Origin of the sequence: Streptomyces sp. HmicA12 (assembly GCF_000373565.1) — a bacterium.
Taxonomy (GTDB): Bacteria; Actinomycetota; Actinomycetes; order Streptomycetales; family Streptomycetaceae; genus Streptomyces.
Map to the genome: position 1 here is coordinate 1 of NZ_KB891806.1, position 18,540 is coordinate 18,540.

At 72.8% G+C, this 18,540-nt stretch carries 17 protein-coding genes, 1 tRNA gene and 1 pseudogene; 12 read left to right on the forward strand and 7 right to left on the reverse strand.

Going from position 1 to position 18,540, the window contains the following annotated elements; genetic code table 11:
• Window positions 1-149: 149 nt before the first annotated feature.
• The 4 genes from B072_RS0115400 (at window position 150) to B072_RS0115415 (ending at window position 5,299) form a co-directional block, all read left to right on the forward strand.
• Window positions 150-830, forward strand: coding sequence for an HNH endonuclease family protein (locus B072_RS0115400; RefSeq protein ID WP_018530854.1), 681 nt, complete (start codon window positions 150-152; stop codon window positions 828-830).
• Window positions 831-971: 141 nt separating this feature from the next.
• Window positions 972-2,636 (forward strand): alkaline phosphatase D family protein, encoded by a 1,665-nt coding sequence (locus B072_RS0115405; protein WP_018530855.1) that lies wholly within the window; start codon window positions 972-974, stop codon window positions 2,634-2,636.
• A 132-nt stretch (window positions 2,637-2,768) separates the two neighbouring features.
• Window positions 2,769-4,712 (forward strand): FAD/NAD(P)-binding protein, encoded by a 1,944-nt coding sequence (locus B072_RS0115410; protein WP_018530856.1) that lies wholly within the window; start codon window positions 2,769-2,771, stop codon window positions 4,710-4,712.
• A 137-nt stretch (window positions 4,713-4,849) separates the two neighbouring features.
• The gene (locus B072_RS0115415; protein WP_018530857.1) at window positions 4,850-5,299 is read left to right on the forward strand and encodes a DoxX family protein; all 450 of its coding nucleotides are present in this window, start codon (window positions 4,850-4,852) and stop codon (window positions 5,297-5,299) included.
• An 83-nt stretch (window positions 5,300-5,382) separates the two neighbouring features.
• Here B072_RS0115415 and B072_RS0115420 read toward each other — a convergent pair whose 3' ends face one another.
• The gene (locus B072_RS0115420; protein WP_018530858.1) at window positions 5,383-5,913 is read right to left on the reverse strand and encodes a superoxide dismutase family protein; all 531 of its coding nucleotides are present in this window, start codon (window positions 5,911-5,913) and stop codon (window positions 5,383-5,385) included.
• 248 nt (window positions 5,914-6,161) lie between these two features.
• On the opposite strand from B072_RS0115420, the gene B072_RS0115425 reads away from it, so the two are divergent.
• Window positions 6,162-6,788 carry a DedA family protein gene (locus tag B072_RS0115425; protein ID WP_018530859.1) on the forward strand — a complete coding sequence of 209 codons (627 nt, stop codon included), beginning with the start codon at window positions 6,162-6,164 and terminating at the stop codon, window positions 6,786-6,788.
• Window positions 6,789-6,809: 21 nt separating this feature from the next.
• Here B072_RS0115425 and B072_RS0115430 read toward each other — a convergent pair whose 3' ends face one another.
• Window positions 6,810-7,040, reverse strand: coding sequence for a DUF2277 domain-containing protein (locus B072_RS0115430; protein ID WP_018530860.1), 231 nt, complete (start codon window positions 7,038-7,040; stop codon window positions 6,810-6,812).
• Window positions 7,041-7,150: 110 nt separating this feature from the next.
• Here B072_RS0115430 and B072_RS0115435 point away from each other — a divergent pair.
• Window positions 7,151-7,489, forward strand: a pseudogene (locus B072_RS0115435) (hypothetical protein); the annotation flags it as partial.
• 182 nt (window positions 7,490-7,671) lie between these two features.
• Here the strand turns inward: B072_RS0115435 and B072_RS0115440 are convergent.
• Window positions 7,672-7,746: transfer RNA gene (locus B072_RS0115440), tRNA-Val, on the reverse strand.
• 205 nt (window positions 7,747-7,951) lie between these two features.
• On the opposite strand from B072_RS0115440, the gene B072_RS0115445 reads away from it, so the two are divergent.
• The 5 genes from B072_RS0115445 to B072_RS46485 all read left to right on the forward strand — a co-directional run bounded on the left by B072_RS0115445 (window position 7,952) and on the right by B072_RS46485 (window position 12,032).
• Window positions 7,952-8,737, forward strand: coding sequence for a DUF4097 family beta strand repeat-containing protein (locus tag B072_RS0115445; RefSeq protein ID WP_018530862.1), 786 nt, complete (start codon window positions 7,952-7,954; stop codon window positions 8,735-8,737).
• A 54-nt stretch (window positions 8,738-8,791) separates the two neighbouring features.
• Window positions 8,792-10,237 carry a hypothetical protein gene (locus B072_RS0115450; protein WP_237499926.1) on the forward strand — a complete coding sequence of 482 codons (1,446 nt, stop codon included), beginning with the start codon at window positions 8,792-8,794 and terminating at the stop codon, window positions 10,235-10,237.
• Window positions 10,238-10,489: 252 nt separating this feature from the next.
• Window positions 10,490-10,996, forward strand: coding sequence for a DUF4383 domain-containing protein (locus B072_RS0115455; RefSeq protein ID WP_018530864.1), 507 nt, complete (start codon window positions 10,490-10,492; stop codon window positions 10,994-10,996).
• Window positions 10,997-11,108: 112 nt separating this feature from the next.
• Window positions 11,109-11,807 carry a FadR/GntR family transcriptional regulator gene (locus B072_RS0115460; RefSeq protein ID WP_051127193.1) on the forward strand — a complete coding sequence of 233 codons (699 nt, stop codon included), beginning with the start codon at window positions 11,109-11,111 and terminating at the stop codon, window positions 11,805-11,807.
• Window positions 11,808-11,816: 9 nt separating this feature from the next.
• Window positions 11,817-12,032, forward strand: coding sequence for an FmdB family zinc ribbon protein (locus B072_RS46485; protein WP_026245864.1), 216 nt, complete (start codon window positions 11,817-11,819; stop codon window positions 12,030-12,032).
• A gap of 149 nt (window positions 12,033-12,181) precedes the next feature.
• Here the strand turns inward: B072_RS46485 and B072_RS0115470 are convergent, their stop codons facing one another.
• The 3 genes from B072_RS0115470 to B072_RS0115480 are packed head-to-tail and all read right to left on the reverse strand — an operon-like array spanning window position 12,182 to window position 16,700.
• Window positions 12,182-12,982, reverse strand: a complete 801-nt coding sequence (locus tag B072_RS0115470) for a hypothetical protein (RefSeq protein ID WP_018530867.1) — start codon at window positions 12,980-12,982, stop codon at window positions 12,182-12,184.
• Window positions 12,979-15,516 (reverse strand): phosphoribosyltransferase, encoded by a 2,538-nt coding sequence (locus B072_RS0115475; RefSeq protein ID WP_078506439.1) that lies wholly within the window; start codon window positions 15,514-15,516, stop codon window positions 12,979-12,981. Before B072_RS0115475 ends, B072_RS0115470 begins: the two co-directional genes overlap by 4 nt.
• The gene (locus B072_RS0115480) at window positions 15,513-16,700 is read right to left on the reverse strand and encodes an HpcH/HpaI aldolase/citrate lyase family protein (RefSeq protein ID WP_026245866.1); all 1,188 of its coding nucleotides are present in this window, start codon (window positions 16,698-16,700) and stop codon (window positions 15,513-15,515) included. Before B072_RS0115480 ends, B072_RS0115475 begins: the two co-directional genes overlap by 4 nt.
• A 252-nt stretch (window positions 16,701-16,952) precedes the next feature.
• On the opposite strand from B072_RS0115480, the gene B072_RS0115485 reads away from it, so the two are divergent.
• Window positions 16,953-17,747 (forward strand): TerD family protein, encoded by a 795-nt coding sequence (locus tag B072_RS0115485; protein WP_026245867.1) that lies wholly within the window; start codon window positions 16,953-16,955, stop codon window positions 17,745-17,747.
• Between the two features lie 20 nt (window positions 17,748-17,767).
• On the opposite strand, the gene B072_RS0115490 is transcribed toward B072_RS0115485, so the two are convergent.
• Window positions 17,768-18,511, reverse strand: a complete 744-nt coding sequence (locus B072_RS0115490; RefSeq protein WP_018530871.1) for a TerD family protein — start codon at window positions 18,509-18,511, stop codon at window positions 17,768-17,770.
• Window positions 18,512-18,540 lie beyond the last annotated feature (29 nt).

Genomic DNA, 18,540 nt, shown 5'->3' on the forward strand with positions numbered 1-18,540 from the left:
CCCCCACCGCCCCCTTGCCCCGCACACCCACTTGACGCGACCCTGTCACCCAACGCACACCTCCCGGAAACCCCACCCCCACACCATGGCCAGTGCCCAGGCACGACCGGCCCGCACGCCCAACAACCCCCCACCCCAAGGGAGTTCACATGCGCCCCACCTCTCGCCGCACGCCCGATTTCTACGCGCGTCGACCCCGCGGAGCGACCCTCACCGCGGCCGCGGCCACCGCCGCCACGCTCGCCCTGCTCACCACCGTCACCGCCACCCCCGCCCAGGCGTCCCCGCCGACCCCCATCGCCGCGTCCACCGCCCGCACCTACCTCTCCGAGCTGACGGTGAAGGCCGAGGGCTCGTCGGACGGCTACAGCCGCGACAAGTTCCCGCACTGGATCACCCAGTCCGGCGCCTGCGACACCCGCGAGACCGTCCTCAAGCGCGACGGCAAGAACGTGGTCACCAACTCCAGCTGCGCTGCCACGTCCGGCAGTTGGTACTCCGAGTACGACGGCGCCACCTGGACCGCGGCCGCCGACGTCGACATCGACCACGTCATCCCGCTCTCCGAGGCGTGGAAGTCGGGAGCCAGCGGCTGGACGACGGCCAAGCGGCAGGCCCTCGCCAACGACCTCACCCGCCCGCAGCTCATCGCGGTCACCGACAACGTCAACCAGTCCAAGGGCGACCAGGACCCGGCCGAGTGGATGCCCTCACGCACCGCGTACAAGTGCACGTACCTGCGGATGTGGGTCCAGGTGAAGCACTACTACGACCTCTCGGTCGACTCGGCGGAGAAGTCGGCGGTCCAGTCGGGCCTCAGCGGCTGCTGAGCCCACCGCGGTCCTCCCCGAATTCCCGAAAGACAGCACACCGGAACCACCCCACCCGCCTCCGGCGTTCCGTACCGTACGTGGACGTCGGGGGAGCGGGAACAGGAACGGGAACCGGAACCGGAACGGGGAGGACATCACATGGCGAGGCTGCGCCTGGGCCCACTGCTGAGGTACGTGGACGAGGGGGCCGCGACCGTCTGGGTCGAGGCGAGCCGGCCCTGCGTCGCCGAGGTGCGCTGCAAGGACGGCGCGCAGGGCAGTGCGCACACCTTCCAGATCGACGGCCACCACTACGCGCTCGTCCCGGTCACCGGCCTCACCCCCGGCACCGAGACCCCGTACGAGGTGGTCCTCGACGGCGGCCGGGTCTGGCCCGAGCCGGACTCCCCGTTCCCGCCGAGCACCATCCGCACCCCGGCGTACGGACCGGAGGCCCCCGACAGCGAGGTACGCGTCACCTTCGGCTCCTGCCGCTGGGCGGCGCCCCCGGCCGACGAGCACGACCCCGTGGGCCCCGACGCCCTGGACACCCTCGCGGCCCGCCTCGCCGCCGACCCCGACGCCGAACGTCCCGACGTCCTCGTCCTCCTCGGCGACCAGATCTACGCGGACGAGACGTCACCGGCGACCCAGAAGTGGCTCGCCCGGCGCCGCGACCTGACCGAGCCGCCCGGCACCCAGGTCGCGGACTTCCAGGAGTACACCCACCTCTACTACGAGTCCTGGCTCGACCCCGAGATCCGCTGGCTGCTGTCCACCGTCCCCAGCTGCATGATCTTCGACGACCACGACGTCGTGGACGACTGGAACACCAGCGCCGCCTGGCTGGCCGACATGCGGGCGACGCCCTGGTGGCGCGAGCGGGCGCTGAGCGCGCTGATGTCGTACTGGGTGCACCAGCACATAGGCAACCTGGCCCCGTCCGAGCTCGCCGACGACCCCGTCTACCAGGCGGTGCGGGCCACCCCCGACGGCACGGACGCGCTGCGGGAGTTCGCGGCCAGGGCCGACGCGGACCCCGTCTCCGTCCGCTGGAGCTACCGGCGCGACTTCGGCCGCGTACGGCTGCTGATGGTGGACACCCGGGCGGCCCGCGTCCTCGACGAGCAGAACCGGGCGATGCTCGACCCGGACGAGGCCGAGTGGGTCCGCGCCCAGGCCCTGGAGGGGCGGAACGACGGCGCGGCTGAGGCGGGCGCGTACGACCACCTCCTCATCGGCACGTCCCTGCCCTGGCTGCTCCCCCACCTGATCCACGACGCCGAGAACTGGAACGCGGCGCTGTGCCGCGGCGAACGCGGGCCGCGCTGGGCGCGGTTCGGCGAGGATCTGCGGCGGCGGGCGGACCTGGAGCACTGGGCGGCGTTCCCCGCGTCGTTCGACGCGCTCACGGACCTGATCGCCGAGGCCGGTTCGGGTCCGGCCGCACCCGCGACGATCTCCGTGCTCTCCGGCGACGTCCACCACGCGTACATCGCCGAACCGCGCTGGCCCGCCGCCCGGGACGCCCCCACCGCCCGCGTCCTGCAACTGACCTGCTCGCCGGTCCACAACTCCATCCCCGCGTCGATACGGCTGGGCTTCCGGTTCGGCTGGAGCCGCACGGGGCGCGTCATCGGCCGCCGCTTCGCCCGTCACGCGCGCGCGGTGGCGCCCCGCATCACCTGGCGCAGGTCGGGCGGCCCGTGGTTCGGCAACCAGCTGATGACCCTGGCCCTGCGCGGCCGCGCCGCGCGCCTCTCCCTGGACCAGGCCGCCCCGGACGGCACCCTGCACCGGGCAACGGATCGCACCCTGACCTGATGGGCCTCGGCACCCCGGCACCCAGTGATCCACCCCACACCCGAACTCCGCCCCTCCCCTCCCGGCAGCGAAGCGGCATGATGAGGCGGACCATCCGCTTCCAGCAGCCCCACATGCCCCGGGAGTCCCGTTTTGCTCTGCCCCAACGTCGAGTCCGGCTCCGAGTTCAGCCTCGCGATCGTCGGCGCGGGCCCCCGCGGCACCAGCGTCCTGGAACGGCTGACCGCCTCCGCGGAAGAGCTGCTCCCGGCCCACGCCCGCCTCACCGTCCACGTGATCGACCCGGCACCGCCGGGCGCCGGCGCCGTGTGGCGGACGGACCAGGCACCGGAGTTGCTGATGAACACGGTCGCCTCTCAGGTCACCCTGTTCACGGACGAGAGCGTCGACTGCTCGGGCCCGATCCGCCCGGGCCCGAGCCTGTACGAGTGGGCCGCGCTCCACGACCGGCAGAGCCCCCTCGGCCCCGACGACTACCCCACCCGCGCCCGGTACGGCCGCTACCTGCGCTGGGTGTTCGCCGAGACGGTCGCCGCCGCCCCGTCCCGCGTCACGGTCGTCGTCCACGCCACCCGCGCCGTCCGCCTCGACGACGCCCCGCTCCCCGACGGCCGCCAGACCCTCACCCTCGCCGACGGCACCGAGCTCACCGGCCTGCACGCGGTCGTCCTCACCCAGGGCCACCTGCCGACCGTGGGCACCCCGGCCGAGCGGAACCTCACCGAGTACGCCCAGCGGCACGGGCTGCGCCATGTGCCGCCCGCCAACCCCGCCGACCTCGACCTCACCTCCGTACACCCCGGCGAACCGGTCCTGCTGCGCGGCCTCGGCCTCAACTTCTTCGACCACATGGCCCTGTTCACCGAGGCCCGGGGCGGCCGCTACTCCCGCACGCCCGAAGGCGTCCTGCGCTACACGCCGTCCGGCGACGAGCCGCGCCTGTACGCCGGTTCACGCCGAGGCATCCCGTACCAGGCCCGCGGCGACAACGCCAAGGGCCCTTACGGACGGCACCGGCCGGCGGTCCTCACACCCGAGGCGATATCCCGCTTCCGCAAGCGAGCGGACTCCGGCGACGCCCCCGACTTCCTCACCGACATATGGCCGCTGGTCGCCAAGGAGGTCGAGACGGTCTACTACGAGGCACTGCTGAAGGCCACCGGACATCCCGCCCCGCGCCTCTCCGACTTCCGCGAGCGCTTCCTGGCCGCTTCGCACCACTCCCCCCAAGAGGCCGCGGCCATAAGGGAGTTCGGGATACCGGACGAGCTCCACTGGTCCTGGGAGCGCGTCTCGCGCCCGCACGCGGGACACACGTACGCCTCCCCCGCCGACTGGCACGCCTGGCTCCTGGACCGGCTGCGCGAGGACGCCGCCCACGCGGCGCTCGGCAACGTGGACGGGCCCGTGAAGGCCGCTCTCGACGTCCTGCGCGACCTGCGCAACGAACTGCGGCTCGTCGTGGACCACGGCGGCCTGTCCGGCGGCTCGCGCCGCGACCACCTCGACCGCTGGTACACCCCGCTCAACGCGTTCCTCTCCATCGGCCCGCCCCGCCGCCGCATCGAGGAGATGACCGCCCTGATCGAGGCGGGGGTACTGACCGTCGTCGGCCCGCGCCTCGAAGTGGCCACGCGGGACGGCCACTTCGTCGCGCACTCGCCCGACGTGCCGGGCTCGACCGTGACGGCCACCACACTCATCGAGGCCCGCCTACCGGAACCGGACGTCCGCCGCACCGCCGACGAGCTCATCGCCCGGCTCCTGAAGACCGGCCAGGCCCGCCCGCACACGGTCGACGAGCACGAGACCGGAGGCCTCGACGTCACCCCTCGCCCGTATCACCTGATGAACCGTCAAGGACGCGCCCACGCAGGGCGTTTCGCCTTCGGCGTGCCCACCGAGGGCGTGCACTGGGTGACGGCGGCGGGGGCCCGGCCCGGGGTCGACTCGGTCACCCTCTCGGACGCCGACGCGGTCGCCCGCGCGGCCCTGCGTACGGCCGAATCGGTCGAAACGGAACCCCTTCCCCGAAGTCGACCATGGCCGAATGTTGAAGTTGCAAGCACAATTTAGGCACCCCTAATCTGTGGTACTCCCACATCGGTGGCAACGGCGGCAACGACGGCGCCGACTACATCGGTGCACCCGGTTGCGTCCCCGTCCCTCAACCGGGAACCGATAACCGACAACCGTCCGAAGGAGTCCCCACCATGACTGGACGTCTCCACAGCGCCCAGCCCTACGTCCTCGGCCTGTTCCGCATCGTCGTCGGCCTGCTCTTCGCCTGCCACGGCGCCGCCTCGCTCTTCGGCGTCCTCGGCGGCGCGGCCGGCGGCGGCACCGTCGAGGTCGGCACCTGGCCCGGCTGGTACGCGGCCGTCATCCAGCTCGTCGGCGGCGGCCTGGTCCTGCTCGGCCTGGGCACGCGCTTCGCGGCCCTCGTCGCGTCGGGCTCGATGGCCTACGCGTACTTCAAGGTCCACCAGCCCTCGGCCCTGTGGCCCCTGCAGAACGGCGGCGAGGCCTCCGCGATGTTCTGCTGGACGATGCTGCTGCTCGTCTTCACCGGCTCCGGCGCCCTCGGCATCGACCGGCTGTTCGCCCGCCGCGGTGAGCAGCCCACCGAGGCGTCCCCCAACCGCGAGACCGTGACCGCCTGACCCACCCGCACACGACCGCGCCCGCCCTCCGCGAGCACCACGGAGGGCGGGCGCGGCCGTGCGTACCCGAATCCGCCCAGGGCTCAGGCGGCCCCCGCGAACGGCACCGTGAAGCACGCGATCCGCGCCCCCGCCCCACCCGGCACGTCATGCAGCACGACGGACCCCGCCCCACCGGCCCGCAGCCCCCACGCCTTGCGCACGGCCGCCCTGCCGTCGCCCGAGGCATCGGCGGTGAAGTCCAGCCACACCTCGTTCCCCGCGTCCGCCCGCTCCGGGTCCCTCACATGCCGATAGTGCCCGCCCGCGGCCTCCGGGTCGGCGCCGCACGGCTTCTCGTGGACGTGCGCCCCGTACGCGCGGCCGGGCACCAGCCCCGCGACCTCCAGCGTCACGGTCATCCCGGCCTCGTCGCCGCGCTGCTCGACCCTCACCGACGCCGCCGCGGGCACCAGCCCCATGTCGTACGTGACCGCCGACGACGGCACGAACGCGGTCGGCGGCGCGAACCTGCCCTCCACCCGCAGCCAGTAACAATCCGCCGCGCTCGCGCTCCCGCCGCCCGCGGCGAGCACGGCCGCCGCGAGAGCGCCGGTCACCATCCCTGCCACCATCACCGCTCCTCTTGTGGACCCTGGCTCGTTCGTACGGGAACCGAGCCCGGGGCACCGCACCGGACGGGGCAGTCGGGTGAACGGGAGACGGAGTGCGCAGGAACGTGAGATGGGGAACATCTGTGTCCCTTTCGTCACTTCCGCCACGCCCGAGGCGTACGCTGTAAAGCTGTCATGACGCCGCTCCTGTGTGCTCCTGCGTGGAGGGAACGGTCCCGGAACGGTTCCGTACAGAGAGTTGGCGCGCAGTGCTGGAGAGTGTGGGGTCGCTGGCCGACAGCCCATGGATCTACGCGGTCGTGGCGCTGTCCGTGCTCTTCGACGTCTTCCTGCCCGTCCTGCCCAGCGGCTTCCTCGTGGTCACGGCGGCCACCGCGGCCGCGGCCGGTACGGCGGGCGCCGCGACCGGCCAGCTGCCGAGCAGCACCCCGGAGCTGCTGGCCCTCACGCTCTGCGCCGCGACGGCCTCCGTCGTCGGCGACCTCGTCGCCTACCGCATCGCCTGGCGCGGCGGGGAGCGCCTGGACCGCGCCATCGCCCGCTCCCGGCGCCTGACGACCGCGCAGGAACGTCTCGGCGGAGCCCTCGCCCGTTCCAGCGGCGGGCTCCTCGTGATCATCGCCAGGTTCGCGCCCGCGGGCCGCTCGGTGGTCTCCTTCGCGGCGGGCACGGCGCACCGCCGGGTCCGCGAGTTCCTGCCCTGGTCGGCCATCGCGGGCGTGGCCTGGGCCGCGTACAGCGTGGCGCTCGGCTATTTCGGCGCGCAGTGGCTCGGCGCGAGCTGGCTGTCCACGGCGGTCTCGGTGCTCGCCCTCATCGGCGCGGGCGCGGTGGCGGCGTTCGTGATGCGCAGGCCGGTCCCGCAAGAGGCCTGAGCCCTCCAGCGGCCCGAACCCCTACGAGGCCTGAGCCTTCGCGGATCCCCTCACCTCCAGGCCGTCGAGCAGTTCGGCGGTGGCCCGGGCGATCTCGTCCACGGCCCGCTCGAACACCTCGCGGTTGTGCGCGGCCGGCGCCCGGAACCCGGACACCTTCCGTACGTACTGCAGAGCTGCGGCCCGGATCTCGTCCTCGGTGGCCTCTTCGGGGAGCACGGGCGGGCGGAGGGTCTTGATGCTGCGACACATGCCTCCAGTCTGCCGCCGTCCGGCGACTCGGCCACACGTTCGCGTGAACTGTCCGACGAACTCCCCGAAGTTGCTCGCCCCAGTAATTCGAACAGACGTACCATTGCCGGGTGGCAGCGAACGATGACTCAGACTCCGCCTCCGGCTTCCCGAGCGACCTCCTCGCAGGGCAGGAGGAGCTGCATCAGGTGCGGGCCGAGCTGATAGCCCTGCTCAAGCGGCTCCCCTGGTCGGTCGCGCCGCTCGACGGGATCAGCGACACCCAGGGCTGGCGCAGGCTGGAGCGCCCGGCGTCACCGGGGTGGACCGAGGACGAACAGGCCGAGGTCGAAAAGCTCCGGCAGCGCGAGCTGGAACTGGCCGTCTTCGTGACGTGCCACCGCCACTGGTCGAAGCTCTCGGGCACCGACGCGGTCCGGGCACGGGCCCGCCTCAAGCACGTACACGACTACGACACCGCAGGCACCGCCGACGCCGACGCCGATGCCGTTGCCGACGCCGACGCCGACGCCGACGCCGACGCCGACGCCACGATGGTGGACGACGGGTCCGCGACCGACGGGCCCGGGAACGGCGAAGACCCCCGGACGGGATCGTGATCGTCACGATCGTCCGAGGGTCTTCCTCGTCATGGTGGGCGCGGACGGTTTCGAACCGCCGACATCCTGCTTGTAAGGCAGGCGCTCTACCCCTGAGCTACGCACCCGGGCTCCCTGGCGCTGTGACCAGGACGAGCCGACAGCCTACCTTGCCCATGCCCCTGCACCGCAAACGCCCGACCCGGGGGGTTAACCCCACCCACGATCCGGTGGCGGCCCGGATCGTGACGGCCCCGGTCGCGGCCCTACGTTCATGGGGTGCCGCCCACCGGGCCGGCACCGCAACACCGGCCGCCACAGGGGGAGTTCATCATGACCGTCCGCTCACGTCGCACCATCCGCACCCTGGCGGCGGCGGGCGCCGTGGTGGTGCTCGCCGCGACCGCGACCGCCTGCGGGGCCGACGCCTCCGACGACAAGCATCCCGACCACCGTTCCTTCGCCCTGGAGGGCCGGACGCTGACGGTGGACTCGGACGACTCGTCGCTCGAACTCGTCCCCGCGGACGGCGACAGCGACCGGGTGAAGGTGACCCGCTGGTTCGAGGGGTCCACGGTGATCGGCTCGGACCCGAAGCCCACCTGGTCGTGGGACGCGGGCGCCGGCCGGCTCACGCTCCGCCTGCACTGCGGCGGCGTCGTGACCGACTGCTCGGCCCGCCACCGCGTCGAAGTGCCGCGCGGGGTGGCCCTGGTGGTCGACAACGGCGACGGCAGCGTCCGCGCGAGCGGCTTCGAGAGCGGCCTCGACATCACCACCCGGGACGGCTCGGTCCGCGTCACGGACACCTCGGGCCCGCTGCGCCTGCGCGGCCAGGACGCCTCACTGCGCGCCTCCGGCGTCGACGCCCGGCGGGTCTCGGTCGACACCCAGGACGGCTCGGCCGACATCGCCCTGCGCACGGCCCCGGACCGGGTCGCGGCCCGCAGCGAGGACGGCGCCCTGACGCTCACCCTCCCCGGCACGGCCCAGTACAAGGTCACCACCGGCACGGACGACGGCGCGGTCGACGTCTCCGTCCCCACCGACCCCCGCAGTGCGCACCAGGTCACGGCCCACGCCCAGGACGGAAAAGTCACACTCCGAACCGCGAACTAACCGGCCCGTGTGTTCGTCATTAACCGGTGGGAGAATGGACACCGGGCAGGGCTGATGACGGCACGGGCAGTGCGGGAGAGGTTAGTGACGGCGACGACGACAGACACGCACCACCATCCGTCGTCCCCGACCGCTGCCCGGCGCCCCGAAGACACGCCGTCACGCCCGTCGCGTCCGCGCCCCGTGCGGGACTTCCTCACCCTCACCCTCCTCCCCCTGCCGATCCTCACGGCGGCACTCGGCGGAGCGTTCAACCCGGGCGGCACACGGAGATGGTTCGGCGGCCGGGCCGAGACCCAGCGCGTCCAGGCCCAGGAGGCCAAGGACGCCGCGGCCGCCGCGTTCTACGAGCTGGACACCGCCCAGCGCGACCTGCGCATCTCGATAGAGACGATCACCGCGGTCGACGACTCCCCGGCCGCCCGCCGCGCCGTCACCGACTTCCAGCAGCTCGGCACCCGCATCGACGAGGTCAGCGCGCAGTACATCACCGCGGTCGACGCCCACGACCTTGACCGCGACGACCTGGAGGCGAGCGCGGCGAACCGCGCGCGCGGCGAACTGACCGCGGCCAAGGACCAGTTGACCCGCACCAAGCAGGACCTGGACCGGTTCGCGCAGGGCCTCGGCCCGCTGCTCGGCAAGGCGGAGACCCAGCTGGCCCGCCTCGCCCCGTCCGTGGAGCGCGCCCGCCAGGCCCTGCTCGCCGCGACGACCGCCCTCGACGGTGTGCGGCAGGCGGGCCTGAAGGCCGACGACCTGGCCGCCCGCCTCGCCGCCCTCGGCCCCGAGCTGACCAGGCTGAACCAGGGCGCGGGCCAGCACGGCGTGCCGGAGACGCTGGAGCGCGCGGAGCGTGTCGCGCGGGACGCGGAGGCGATCCGCGCGGAGGCCGACCGCCTCCCGGAGAAGGCCGCGGAGATCGACCACCGCCTGGTCTCGCTGCGCACCCGCGCCCAGGCACTGCAGACCCGCGCGGGCCAGGTCGACCCGGTCCTCAGCGAGCTGCGGCGCCGGTTCGCGGCCGCCTGCTGGCAGGACCTGCAAGGCGTACCCCAGCAGGCCGTGGAGAACGTGCGGCAGGCCGAGACCAAGCTCGCCGAGGCCCGCACCGCCCGCGAGGCCCAGCGCTGGCCGGACGCGACGGCGCTGCTCTCGACCGTCCGCGCCCTGCTGAACAGCACGGACGAGTCGGTCTCCGCCGCCGCCGACCGCCTCCAGCGGCTCAACGCGGTGGCGAAGGACCCCCAGCAGGAGATCGACCGCACCCGGTTCGCGATCCGGGACGCCCAGCGGCTGGCGATGAGCGGCCGCTCCACGCCCGAGCCGCGGCACGCCCGGCCGCTGGACGACTCGGTGGCCCGGCTCGACCGCGCGGTCGAGGGCCTGGAGGGCCGCCACCCCGACTACTGGCACTTCCTCACCGAGACGGAGGCCGTGCGGCGGACGGTGTCCCGGGTCGTCGCGCAGATCCGCGAGGACCGCGGCGGCGGCATCTGACGCGGTGGGCCCGGGTGGCTCGGTGGGCGCGGGCGGCTCGGTCGGTACGGGCGGTACGGGCGGCACGGGCGGCACGGGCGGCACGGGCGGCACGGGCGGCACGGGCGGCACGGGCGGCTCGGTCGGCTCGGTCGGCGCGATGTGCGCGGTTGGCACTGCGCGCGGGTCGGGCCGATCCTGGAGGTACGCAGCCATCTGTCTGTACGCAACCTCCGTACGCACAGGGGGGCCGGAAGGCGAGGCGAGGCGATCATGGCCACGCACGTACTCCACCCGGGATCCTGGCACCACGTCGCGCTCGACGAGCAGGCGCCCGTCGATCACCGCCTCAGCAGGGTGTACCGCGTCGGCGCGGGGCTGATGGGCCTGGTGCTGCTGGTCTTCGGCATCCTCGGGTTCATCGACAAGGTCGGCTTCTTCGACACGCGCGGTGACACGGTCGCGGGCCTGAGCACCAACGGCGCGCTCAGTTTCCTGTCCCTGTGCGCCGGCGCCCTGCTCATCGCGGGCATGCTGGCCGGCGGGTCCGTCGCGTCGACGCTCAACATGACGCTGGGTGTGCTGTTCATCCTCAGCGGCTTCGTGAACCTGGCGCTCCTCGACACCCGCTACAACTTCCTCGCCTTCCGCATCCAGAACGTCCTGTTCAGCTTCGCCGTCGGGCTGCTGCTGATGCTCTTCGGGATGTACGGGCGCGTCAGCGGCGGCCTGCCGCACGACAACCCGTACTGGAAGGCGCGCCACCCCGGAGCCCGGTGATCGCGCGGCCGTCCGCTGTCGCGCAGCCTGTTACGGCGGCCGGTTCCTCTCCCGTCCGATTGACCTGGCGGGCGATTGCTCTCGCACAGGGTGCCGTGCGAGATTGCTCCGCATGACCAGCTCCCCGCCGGTTCCCCATCCCGGGCCCGACGTGCACGGCACGGCGATGGAGGCCGTGGCACGCGCCATCACCGAGGGCCGGTACGCGACCGGCGCCACGCTCGAACTCCCGCGTGTGGCAGCGGACTTGACCCTGACCGAGCCGGTGCTCGGCGAGGCACTGCGGGCGCTCGCGGCGAAAGGGCTGCTGGACGGCACGGGCCGGGTGCGCCCGCGCTCCGCGTGGAACCTGCTCGACAGCGACGTACTGCGCTGGACCCTCGCTGCGGCACCGGTCTCACCGGCGTTCTACGGCGATCTGCACGAGTTGCGCCGCTCCGTCGAGCCGCCGGCCGCCGCGCTGGCCGCGCAGCACCGCTCGCCCGCCGACCTGACGGTGCTCGACTCGGCCTTGGCGGCGATGGCCTGCGCCGAGCGGGCCGAGCACGCCGATCCGGTAGGTGCCGCGCAGGCCGACGCCACGTTCCACACGGCCCTGCTCACCGCGTCCGGCAACCGCTTCTACGCCCAGTTGCCCCGGGTCATCGCCCCGGCGCTGACCACCCGTGTCTGCGTCGTGCACGCGGGCCCGCACCACCACCCGCTGCCCTGCCACAGCGAGGTCGCCGCCCGGATTCGCGAACGGGACGCGGACGGGGCGTACACGGCGATGCTGGAACTCCTGGACGTCTCGCTCCGCGACGACCCGTAATCTTGGGCCATGCCTCGCTACGAATACCGCTGCCGCAGCTGCGGCGACACGTTCGAACTCTCCCGCCCCATGGCCGAGTCCTCGTCCCCGGCCACCTGCCCCGCGGGCCACCCCGACACGGTCAAACTCCTGTCGACGGTAGCCGTGGCCGGCACCAAGTCCCCGTCGTCCCCCGCACCTTCGGGAGGCGGAGGCGGCTGCTGCGGCGGAGGCTGCTGCGGCTGACGTCGCACCCGCCTTGGGCAATCTGCCGTCGGCCGCCGCCTTGGGCAATCTGCCGCCAAGGGCGGCAGGGTGGGCAAGGCGGCACCCCGGCGCGGGGCGAGCGCTCCAACCGACCCCCGCCCCGGCGCCGCCCACCCCAGCGCCCCACATCACACCGCCCCGAGAAACCCCCGCAACACGGCCTCCCCCGCAAGAACTCCCCGCTCCCCCAACACGGTCACCCCATCCGCGACCCACCCCACATCGGCCAACTCCCCATGCCCGGGCCGCCACCCCCGATCAACGGCCAGCAACAGATCCGCGTCCAGCAACGAATCCCCGGCCCCGAGCACCGCATCCGCCCCGACCCGCCGCGCGACCTCCCGCGCGGCCGCCCCCTTGGTCAACGGCTTCGGCACGGCGTACACCTTCCGCCCCTGCAGCGAAACGCCCCAGCCGACCCCCGCGGCCCACTCCCCGAGCTCCTTGACCCATCCCTCGGGCAACCGCGCCCGGTCGACCACGAGATACGCGAACAGATCCTCGGCGACCCGCTCCTTCAACAGCCACTCCGGATCCGCGGCGGCGACCATCCGCTCCCGCACCTCCCCGAGCGGCGCACACTCCGCGTCGAGCCGCGAGGCCACGTCCCGCCGCCACTCGGGATCCGACACCCCGTCGACCAGCAGGTGCCCTCCATTGGCGCAGATCGCGTACTTCGGCGCGGGCCCGGGCAACCGCACCCGCCCGTACTGCTCCCGCGTCCGCGTCGTCGTAGGCACGAACACCGCGCGCCGCCCGAGCTCGGCGAGCAGCGCGGCCGCGTCCTCCGTGACGTACGACAGGGGCTTCCCCTCGTACACCTCGACGCAGAGCAGCCGCGGCGCCTCGGCGTCGGGCATCGTCAGCCCGAGCGCGCCCGCGGAGTAGATGAGCGTACGGTCGAGATCGCTCGCCACCACCGTCGTCACTGCGCGGCCACCGCCTTGCCGTCCGCGCCGGTGGCCCCTCGCGTGAACCGCGGATGGATCAACCCCACGCAGCTGTAAGGCAGTTCGTCCACCACCTCGACCGGCACCCCGCGCTGCTCCGCCAGCAACCGCACATGGTCCAGGTCCGCCCCGGCGTCCGCCCGCGCCAGGATCTTCCACGGCACGCGCCGCAGCAGCACCCGTGTGGTCTCGCCGACGCCGGGCTTGACGAGGTTCACGTCGTGGATCCCGTACTCCTCGCTGATCCGCTCGACGGCGGCCCAGCCCTCCCACGTCGGTGTGCGATCGGCCCCGAGGAGCTCCTTGACGTCCACGTCGACCGCGTCGCCGACCTCCCCGAACCACTCCTCCACCACGTCGAGGAACTGCCCGGACACATCCGAATCGGCCAGCTCCCGGTAGAACTTGCCCCCGTGGAAGTCGTCGGGACCGACCAGGTCGGCCCGCAGGACGGTCCGCGAAATCAGCCCGGAAACAGTCGAGTTGAGGCAGGCCGAGGGGATGAGGAAGTCCTCGCGCGTCCCGTACGTGCGCACGCACGACCCGGGGTCGGCGAGCACGGCGATCTCCGGATCGAACCCGCGCGCCCCGCCCTGCTCCTCGAACTCTCTTATCGCGGCGGCGAGTTCACGCGTGATCGCGCCCTTGCCCGTCCAGCCGTCGACGAACACCACATCGGCCGGGTCGTGGTGCGCGGCCAGCCAGCGCAGCGCGTTCGCGTCGATGCCGCGGCCGCGCACGATGGACACCGCGTAGTGCGGCAGCTCCACGCCGTGGCGGGCGAGCGCCCAGCGCCTCATCAGCACCCCCACCGGCGTACCGGCCCGCGCCAGCGAGACGAGCACGGGACGGCGCGGCGCACGCTCCGCGAGTACCGTCTCCGTCACCACACCCACCGCGTGCGCGATCCGCCCGGCCGACGCGTCGAGCGCCGCGTGGAACAACTCCTGGTACTGCGGGCTGGGTTGGTACTCGACCGGCAGCGACTCCGCGTAGTGGGCGCCGCCGCTCTGGATGGCCTCCTCGCGCTCCTCGGTGGGCGCTTCGAGCCGTACGTCGGACAGGTCCTGGAGCAGCCAGCCGACCTCGTCGGGCGCGTACGAGGAGAAGGCGGGTCCGCGCAGCGGCTCGGGCAACGACATCGGGGGCCTTTCAACAGCGGTTGGTGCAGCAGGTACCTGCCGTGCGGGTACGTGCGAGGGAACGACCACGACCACGACCCGCGCGGCATGCTCGGCCACCCGCGCCAACAGCCCGTCGGGCGCGGCCAGTTCGGGTGTGTCGCCGGCCGAGTCGAGGACGACGACGACCGTGTCGAAGCCGCCGCCCGCCACGTTGTACGCGTACCGCTCGCCGGGTCCGTCGGCCGGGTCGTCGTGCGCCGGGAAGACGAGCCGGGTGCGGATCGCGTACCCCGGGTCGTCGACGGCGAGAACGGGTGAGCGGGTCGTGGTGGAGTACGCGACGTCGGCGCCGACCGCCTCCAGCGCGGTGGCCAGGCGCAGCGGCGCGTACATCAACTCCTCGTTGCCCAGGACGAGTACCCGGCCCCGCACGTGGGGAGCCAGCCGCTCGGCCATCCCCGGCAGCGCCGCCTCGAGCCGCGCGCGGTGCTCGGGCCGGAACCCGTGCCGACCGCCGTCCGGCAGGCCGTCGGGCCAGTCGAGCCCGGCCGGCCGCACGATCTCGCCGCGCTCGCGGCGCGGCTGCGGCAGCCCGGCCCCGGCGGCCCGCTCGTGCTCGGCGACCAGCGCCTGTCCCTTCTCCAGGACGCCGTCCGGCAGGTGCACGGAGCCGCGCGCGGACACGATCAGGTCCACCCGGGCGCCGATCTCGCGCGCGAACGCCTCCAGCCGCCCCTGGTCCCCGGGCGAGCGCATGTCGACGAGCGCGACGATCACGTACCGCTCCCGCGCATGCAGCTCGTGCAGGGCGCGGACGGTGTTGAGCACGGTGTTGCCGGTCGAGAACTCGTCGTCGACGAGGACCAGCGGGCCGTCCCCGGCCAGCAGCTCCGGATCCTCCGGCAGCAGCAGGTGCGAGGTGGCGTGCGAGTGCGACTCCTCGAAGCCGCCCGCGCGCGCCACACCGTCGACGGGGCGGCGCGTGGAGTGCAGGTACGGGGCGAGCGCCAGCCCGTCGGCGACCGAGTGGCCGAGGCCCGTCGCGGTCTCCGCGTAGCCGAGCACGACGGCCTGCCGCGCCGCCTCGTCACCGAGCAACTCCCGGACGCGTACGCCCAGTTCGTACCCTGAGCGCCAGACCACCGACGGGCGCTGCGGCACGTGCTTGCCCAGCACGTTCGACACCAGCAGATGCGCGCGCTTGGGGTTGCGCCGCAGCGCGAGCCCGAGCAGCCCGGTCAGCTCCGGGTCACCGGCCAGCCCGACACCGAGCCGCTCGGCGACCCACGCACCCGACCACACCGCGTTCACCTCGTGCACCGCGCTCACCTCGTGCACCGCGTCCACCGTCCGCCCCGTGTCCCCTGCATCCCTTGCCTCTGTCGTCATGCGGGCAGCCCCGCGGTCAGCAGCTCCACGAAGCCGACGTCCTCCCGGGCCACGCCGAACGCCTCCGCGCGCTGCAGCGTCCGCTCGGCCCAGGCCCGGTGCGGCTTCACCTCGTTCATCTTGTTCGTGTACGCCGACCTGAGGACTCCGCCGCCGCCCCGCTCGGGGCGCAGGATGTCGCAGGCGTCGCTGTACTCCTCGTGGCTGACGACGGACAGCGCGTGCACGGGCAGGACGTGCGAGGGGTGGATGCAGGTCTTGCCCAGCAGCCCGTTGGCCCGGTCCATCGCGATCTCGCGCAACAGCCCGTCCATGTCGTGCTCGATGAGCGCCTCGCGCAGCGACCCCGCGCCCTCCTCCAGGAAGGGGCTGCGGCGCAGCTGCGGCTTGAACATCCGCTCCTGATGGCGGAAGTACTCCCAGACGGGTCCGGTCACCGTGAAGCCGGTGCCGTCCGCCCTGCCGAGCAGATTCACCACGTCGGCGATGACGGAGGCCACGATCTGCACGTCGTACGCCGTCATGTCGGGCGGTCTGCGCAGTCCGTACGCCGAACAGAAGTCGGTGACGCCGAGCCGCAGCGCGAGGACCCGCTCGCGGTACTTGTCGACGGTGCGGGAGATCCCGGCGAGGGTCTCGGTGCGCGTCTCCAGGTGCAACAGCTCCGGCGACTCGAGAACCGGCATGGCGAAAAGTCGCCGTCCGGTGGCCGTCTCGGCGGCGGTCAGGGCCTCAAGGAACGGAACCCCCCGCTCCTCGGTGAACTTCGGCAGTACAAATCCGGACAGCAGCCCCACCGCGGAGCCCAGGCGGCGGGCGAGATCGGTGATCTGCTCGGGCGTGCGGACGCGGACGAACAGCAGCGGCGGCTCGGCCCCGGCGACCCCGGCCTCGGCCCCGGAGCGCGACGCGAGTGCGGCGAACTGCCGGACCAGATTGTCCTCCGCGTCCCGGACGTCCGCGTCGTCGATCGAGTCCTCCAGGCACAGCACCATGGAGACGACTCCGCGCCCGGCCTGCTTGAGCACGTCGTCCGCGAGGTGCGGACGGGTGGCCGGGCTGTAGAGCGTGGCGCCGAGCGCCGCCGCGAGCATGCGAGGCGCGGAGTCCGCGGTGAACGCCTGCGGCTCCCGATGGAACAACCGCTCCCGCACCTCAGGGGCAATGTGCCCGAAATGACGCATAAGACTCCCCCGATGTGACGCTGTCGTAGCCCCGTCGCGGCTCCGTACCGCCTTGCCGCCCGACGCGACGCGCGAACAGGTGGCCGGTAATAGTACGTACAAAGCCATGTCAAGGGTTCCCACCCGCAATGAAATTCTGGTAACCCCCATATGTCGAAGGGTGTGTTCCGGACTTCGGCGGGCCTCGACCCGGCAGTGGATCTTGGCACCCCGCGTTGTCCTGGCCGGTGTCAGGAGGGCAGGATGAACGGCATGACGCACGCGATGCTCAAGGGGGCGAACGTCCCGCTCGACGCCACGGCGGTGCGCGCCGTGCTCCGCTGGACCCCGGGGCAGGGCGTGCCGGACGTGGACGCCTCCGCACTGCTGCTCGGCGCGGACGAGCGGGTCCGCTCCGACGAGGACTTCGTCTTCTACAACCAGCCCCGGCACCCCTCGGGCAAGGTCTGGCGGCTCGGCAAGAAGCGGGTGGCCGACGGCCTGACCGACACCGTCCAGGCGGATCTGGCGGGCCTCGGCCCCGAGATCGGCCGGATCCTGCTCGTGGCCTCCGCGGAGGACATCGAGTTCAAGCACGTACCGTCGCTGCGGATGTTCGTCTACGACGCCGCGGCCGACGGCGCCGAACCGCTCGCGCACTTCGACATCAAGCCGGAGACCGGCGCCGAGACCGCGCTGATCTGCGGCGAGCTGTACCGCCGCGGGGACGGCTGGCGGCTGCGCGCGGTCAGCGAGGGCTACTCGAACGGCCTGATCGGCCTCGCCACCGACTTCGGCATCTCGGTCGACGAGACCGCCGCGTCCGCTCCGGCGGCCCCGACGCCCACGCCGGCCACCGCACCGGTGCCGGTCCCCGCCGCCCCTTCGGACTTCCCGCTGCCGCCGCCGCAGCAGCCTCCGGCGTACGGGTACCCGCCGCAGCCCACGACCCAGCCAGCCCCGCAGCACCAGCCCGCGTACGGCTACCCGCAGCCGGTGGCGGCGACGGTGTACCCCGACCCGATGTTCCGGCTCCCGCCGCAGGGGCCGCAGTTCATCGGGCGGTGAGCCCGGGGGGGGCGGCAGACTCAGCGACCGCTGACGGACTTGTAGCCCCGCCCCCACTGCAGCCCCCACCCGTACAACCGGTCCAGCTCCGCCTGGAACCCGTACACGAACTTCACCTCGCGCCGCACCACCAGATCGCCCTTGACGTTCTCGATGGAGACGACGGCGCAGGACCGGGCCTGCGGCTGCCGCTCGTCGAGGCTGATCTCGACCCGCGGCCCGTTGCTCGGATACAGGGTCACCACCGCGTGGGTGCGGTCGAAGGCCGGCGTCTGGTCGTAGATGTAGACGAACACCAGCAGCCGCTTGATGGATTCGCGGTGGTCGAGATTGACGTAGATGGTCTCGCCGGACGCCGAACCGAACCGGTCGTCACCGCTGAGCTTCACGTACGGCGGAGCGTTCAGTTCCCCGAAGAAGCCGCCCAGCGGCTGTACGACACCCTTCTCGCCGCTCTGCAGCTCGTACAGGCAGCCGAGGTCCAGGTCAACGTTGACCATCGACTGGGTGTGCGCCTGCACGACATCGGGCTTGAACACGCTGAACGGATGGCGCAGCAGGCTGTTCTTCTCCGGCCCGCCGATGTCCGAGGTCCGCATCCGCCAGGAGAGATTGACCCGCAGGTTGCCGGTGTCCGCGCCCTGCTTGGAGAGCGAGACGGCCGGGTGCCGCTTGGTGAGTTCGATGCTGTTGGTCGCCGCGCTGCCCGAATCGAACTCGAACTGCGCGGAGTTGCCCCGCCATAGCCTGTCCCAGAAGGACATACCGCCCCCAAGTGCCGCTGCGTCCGCGT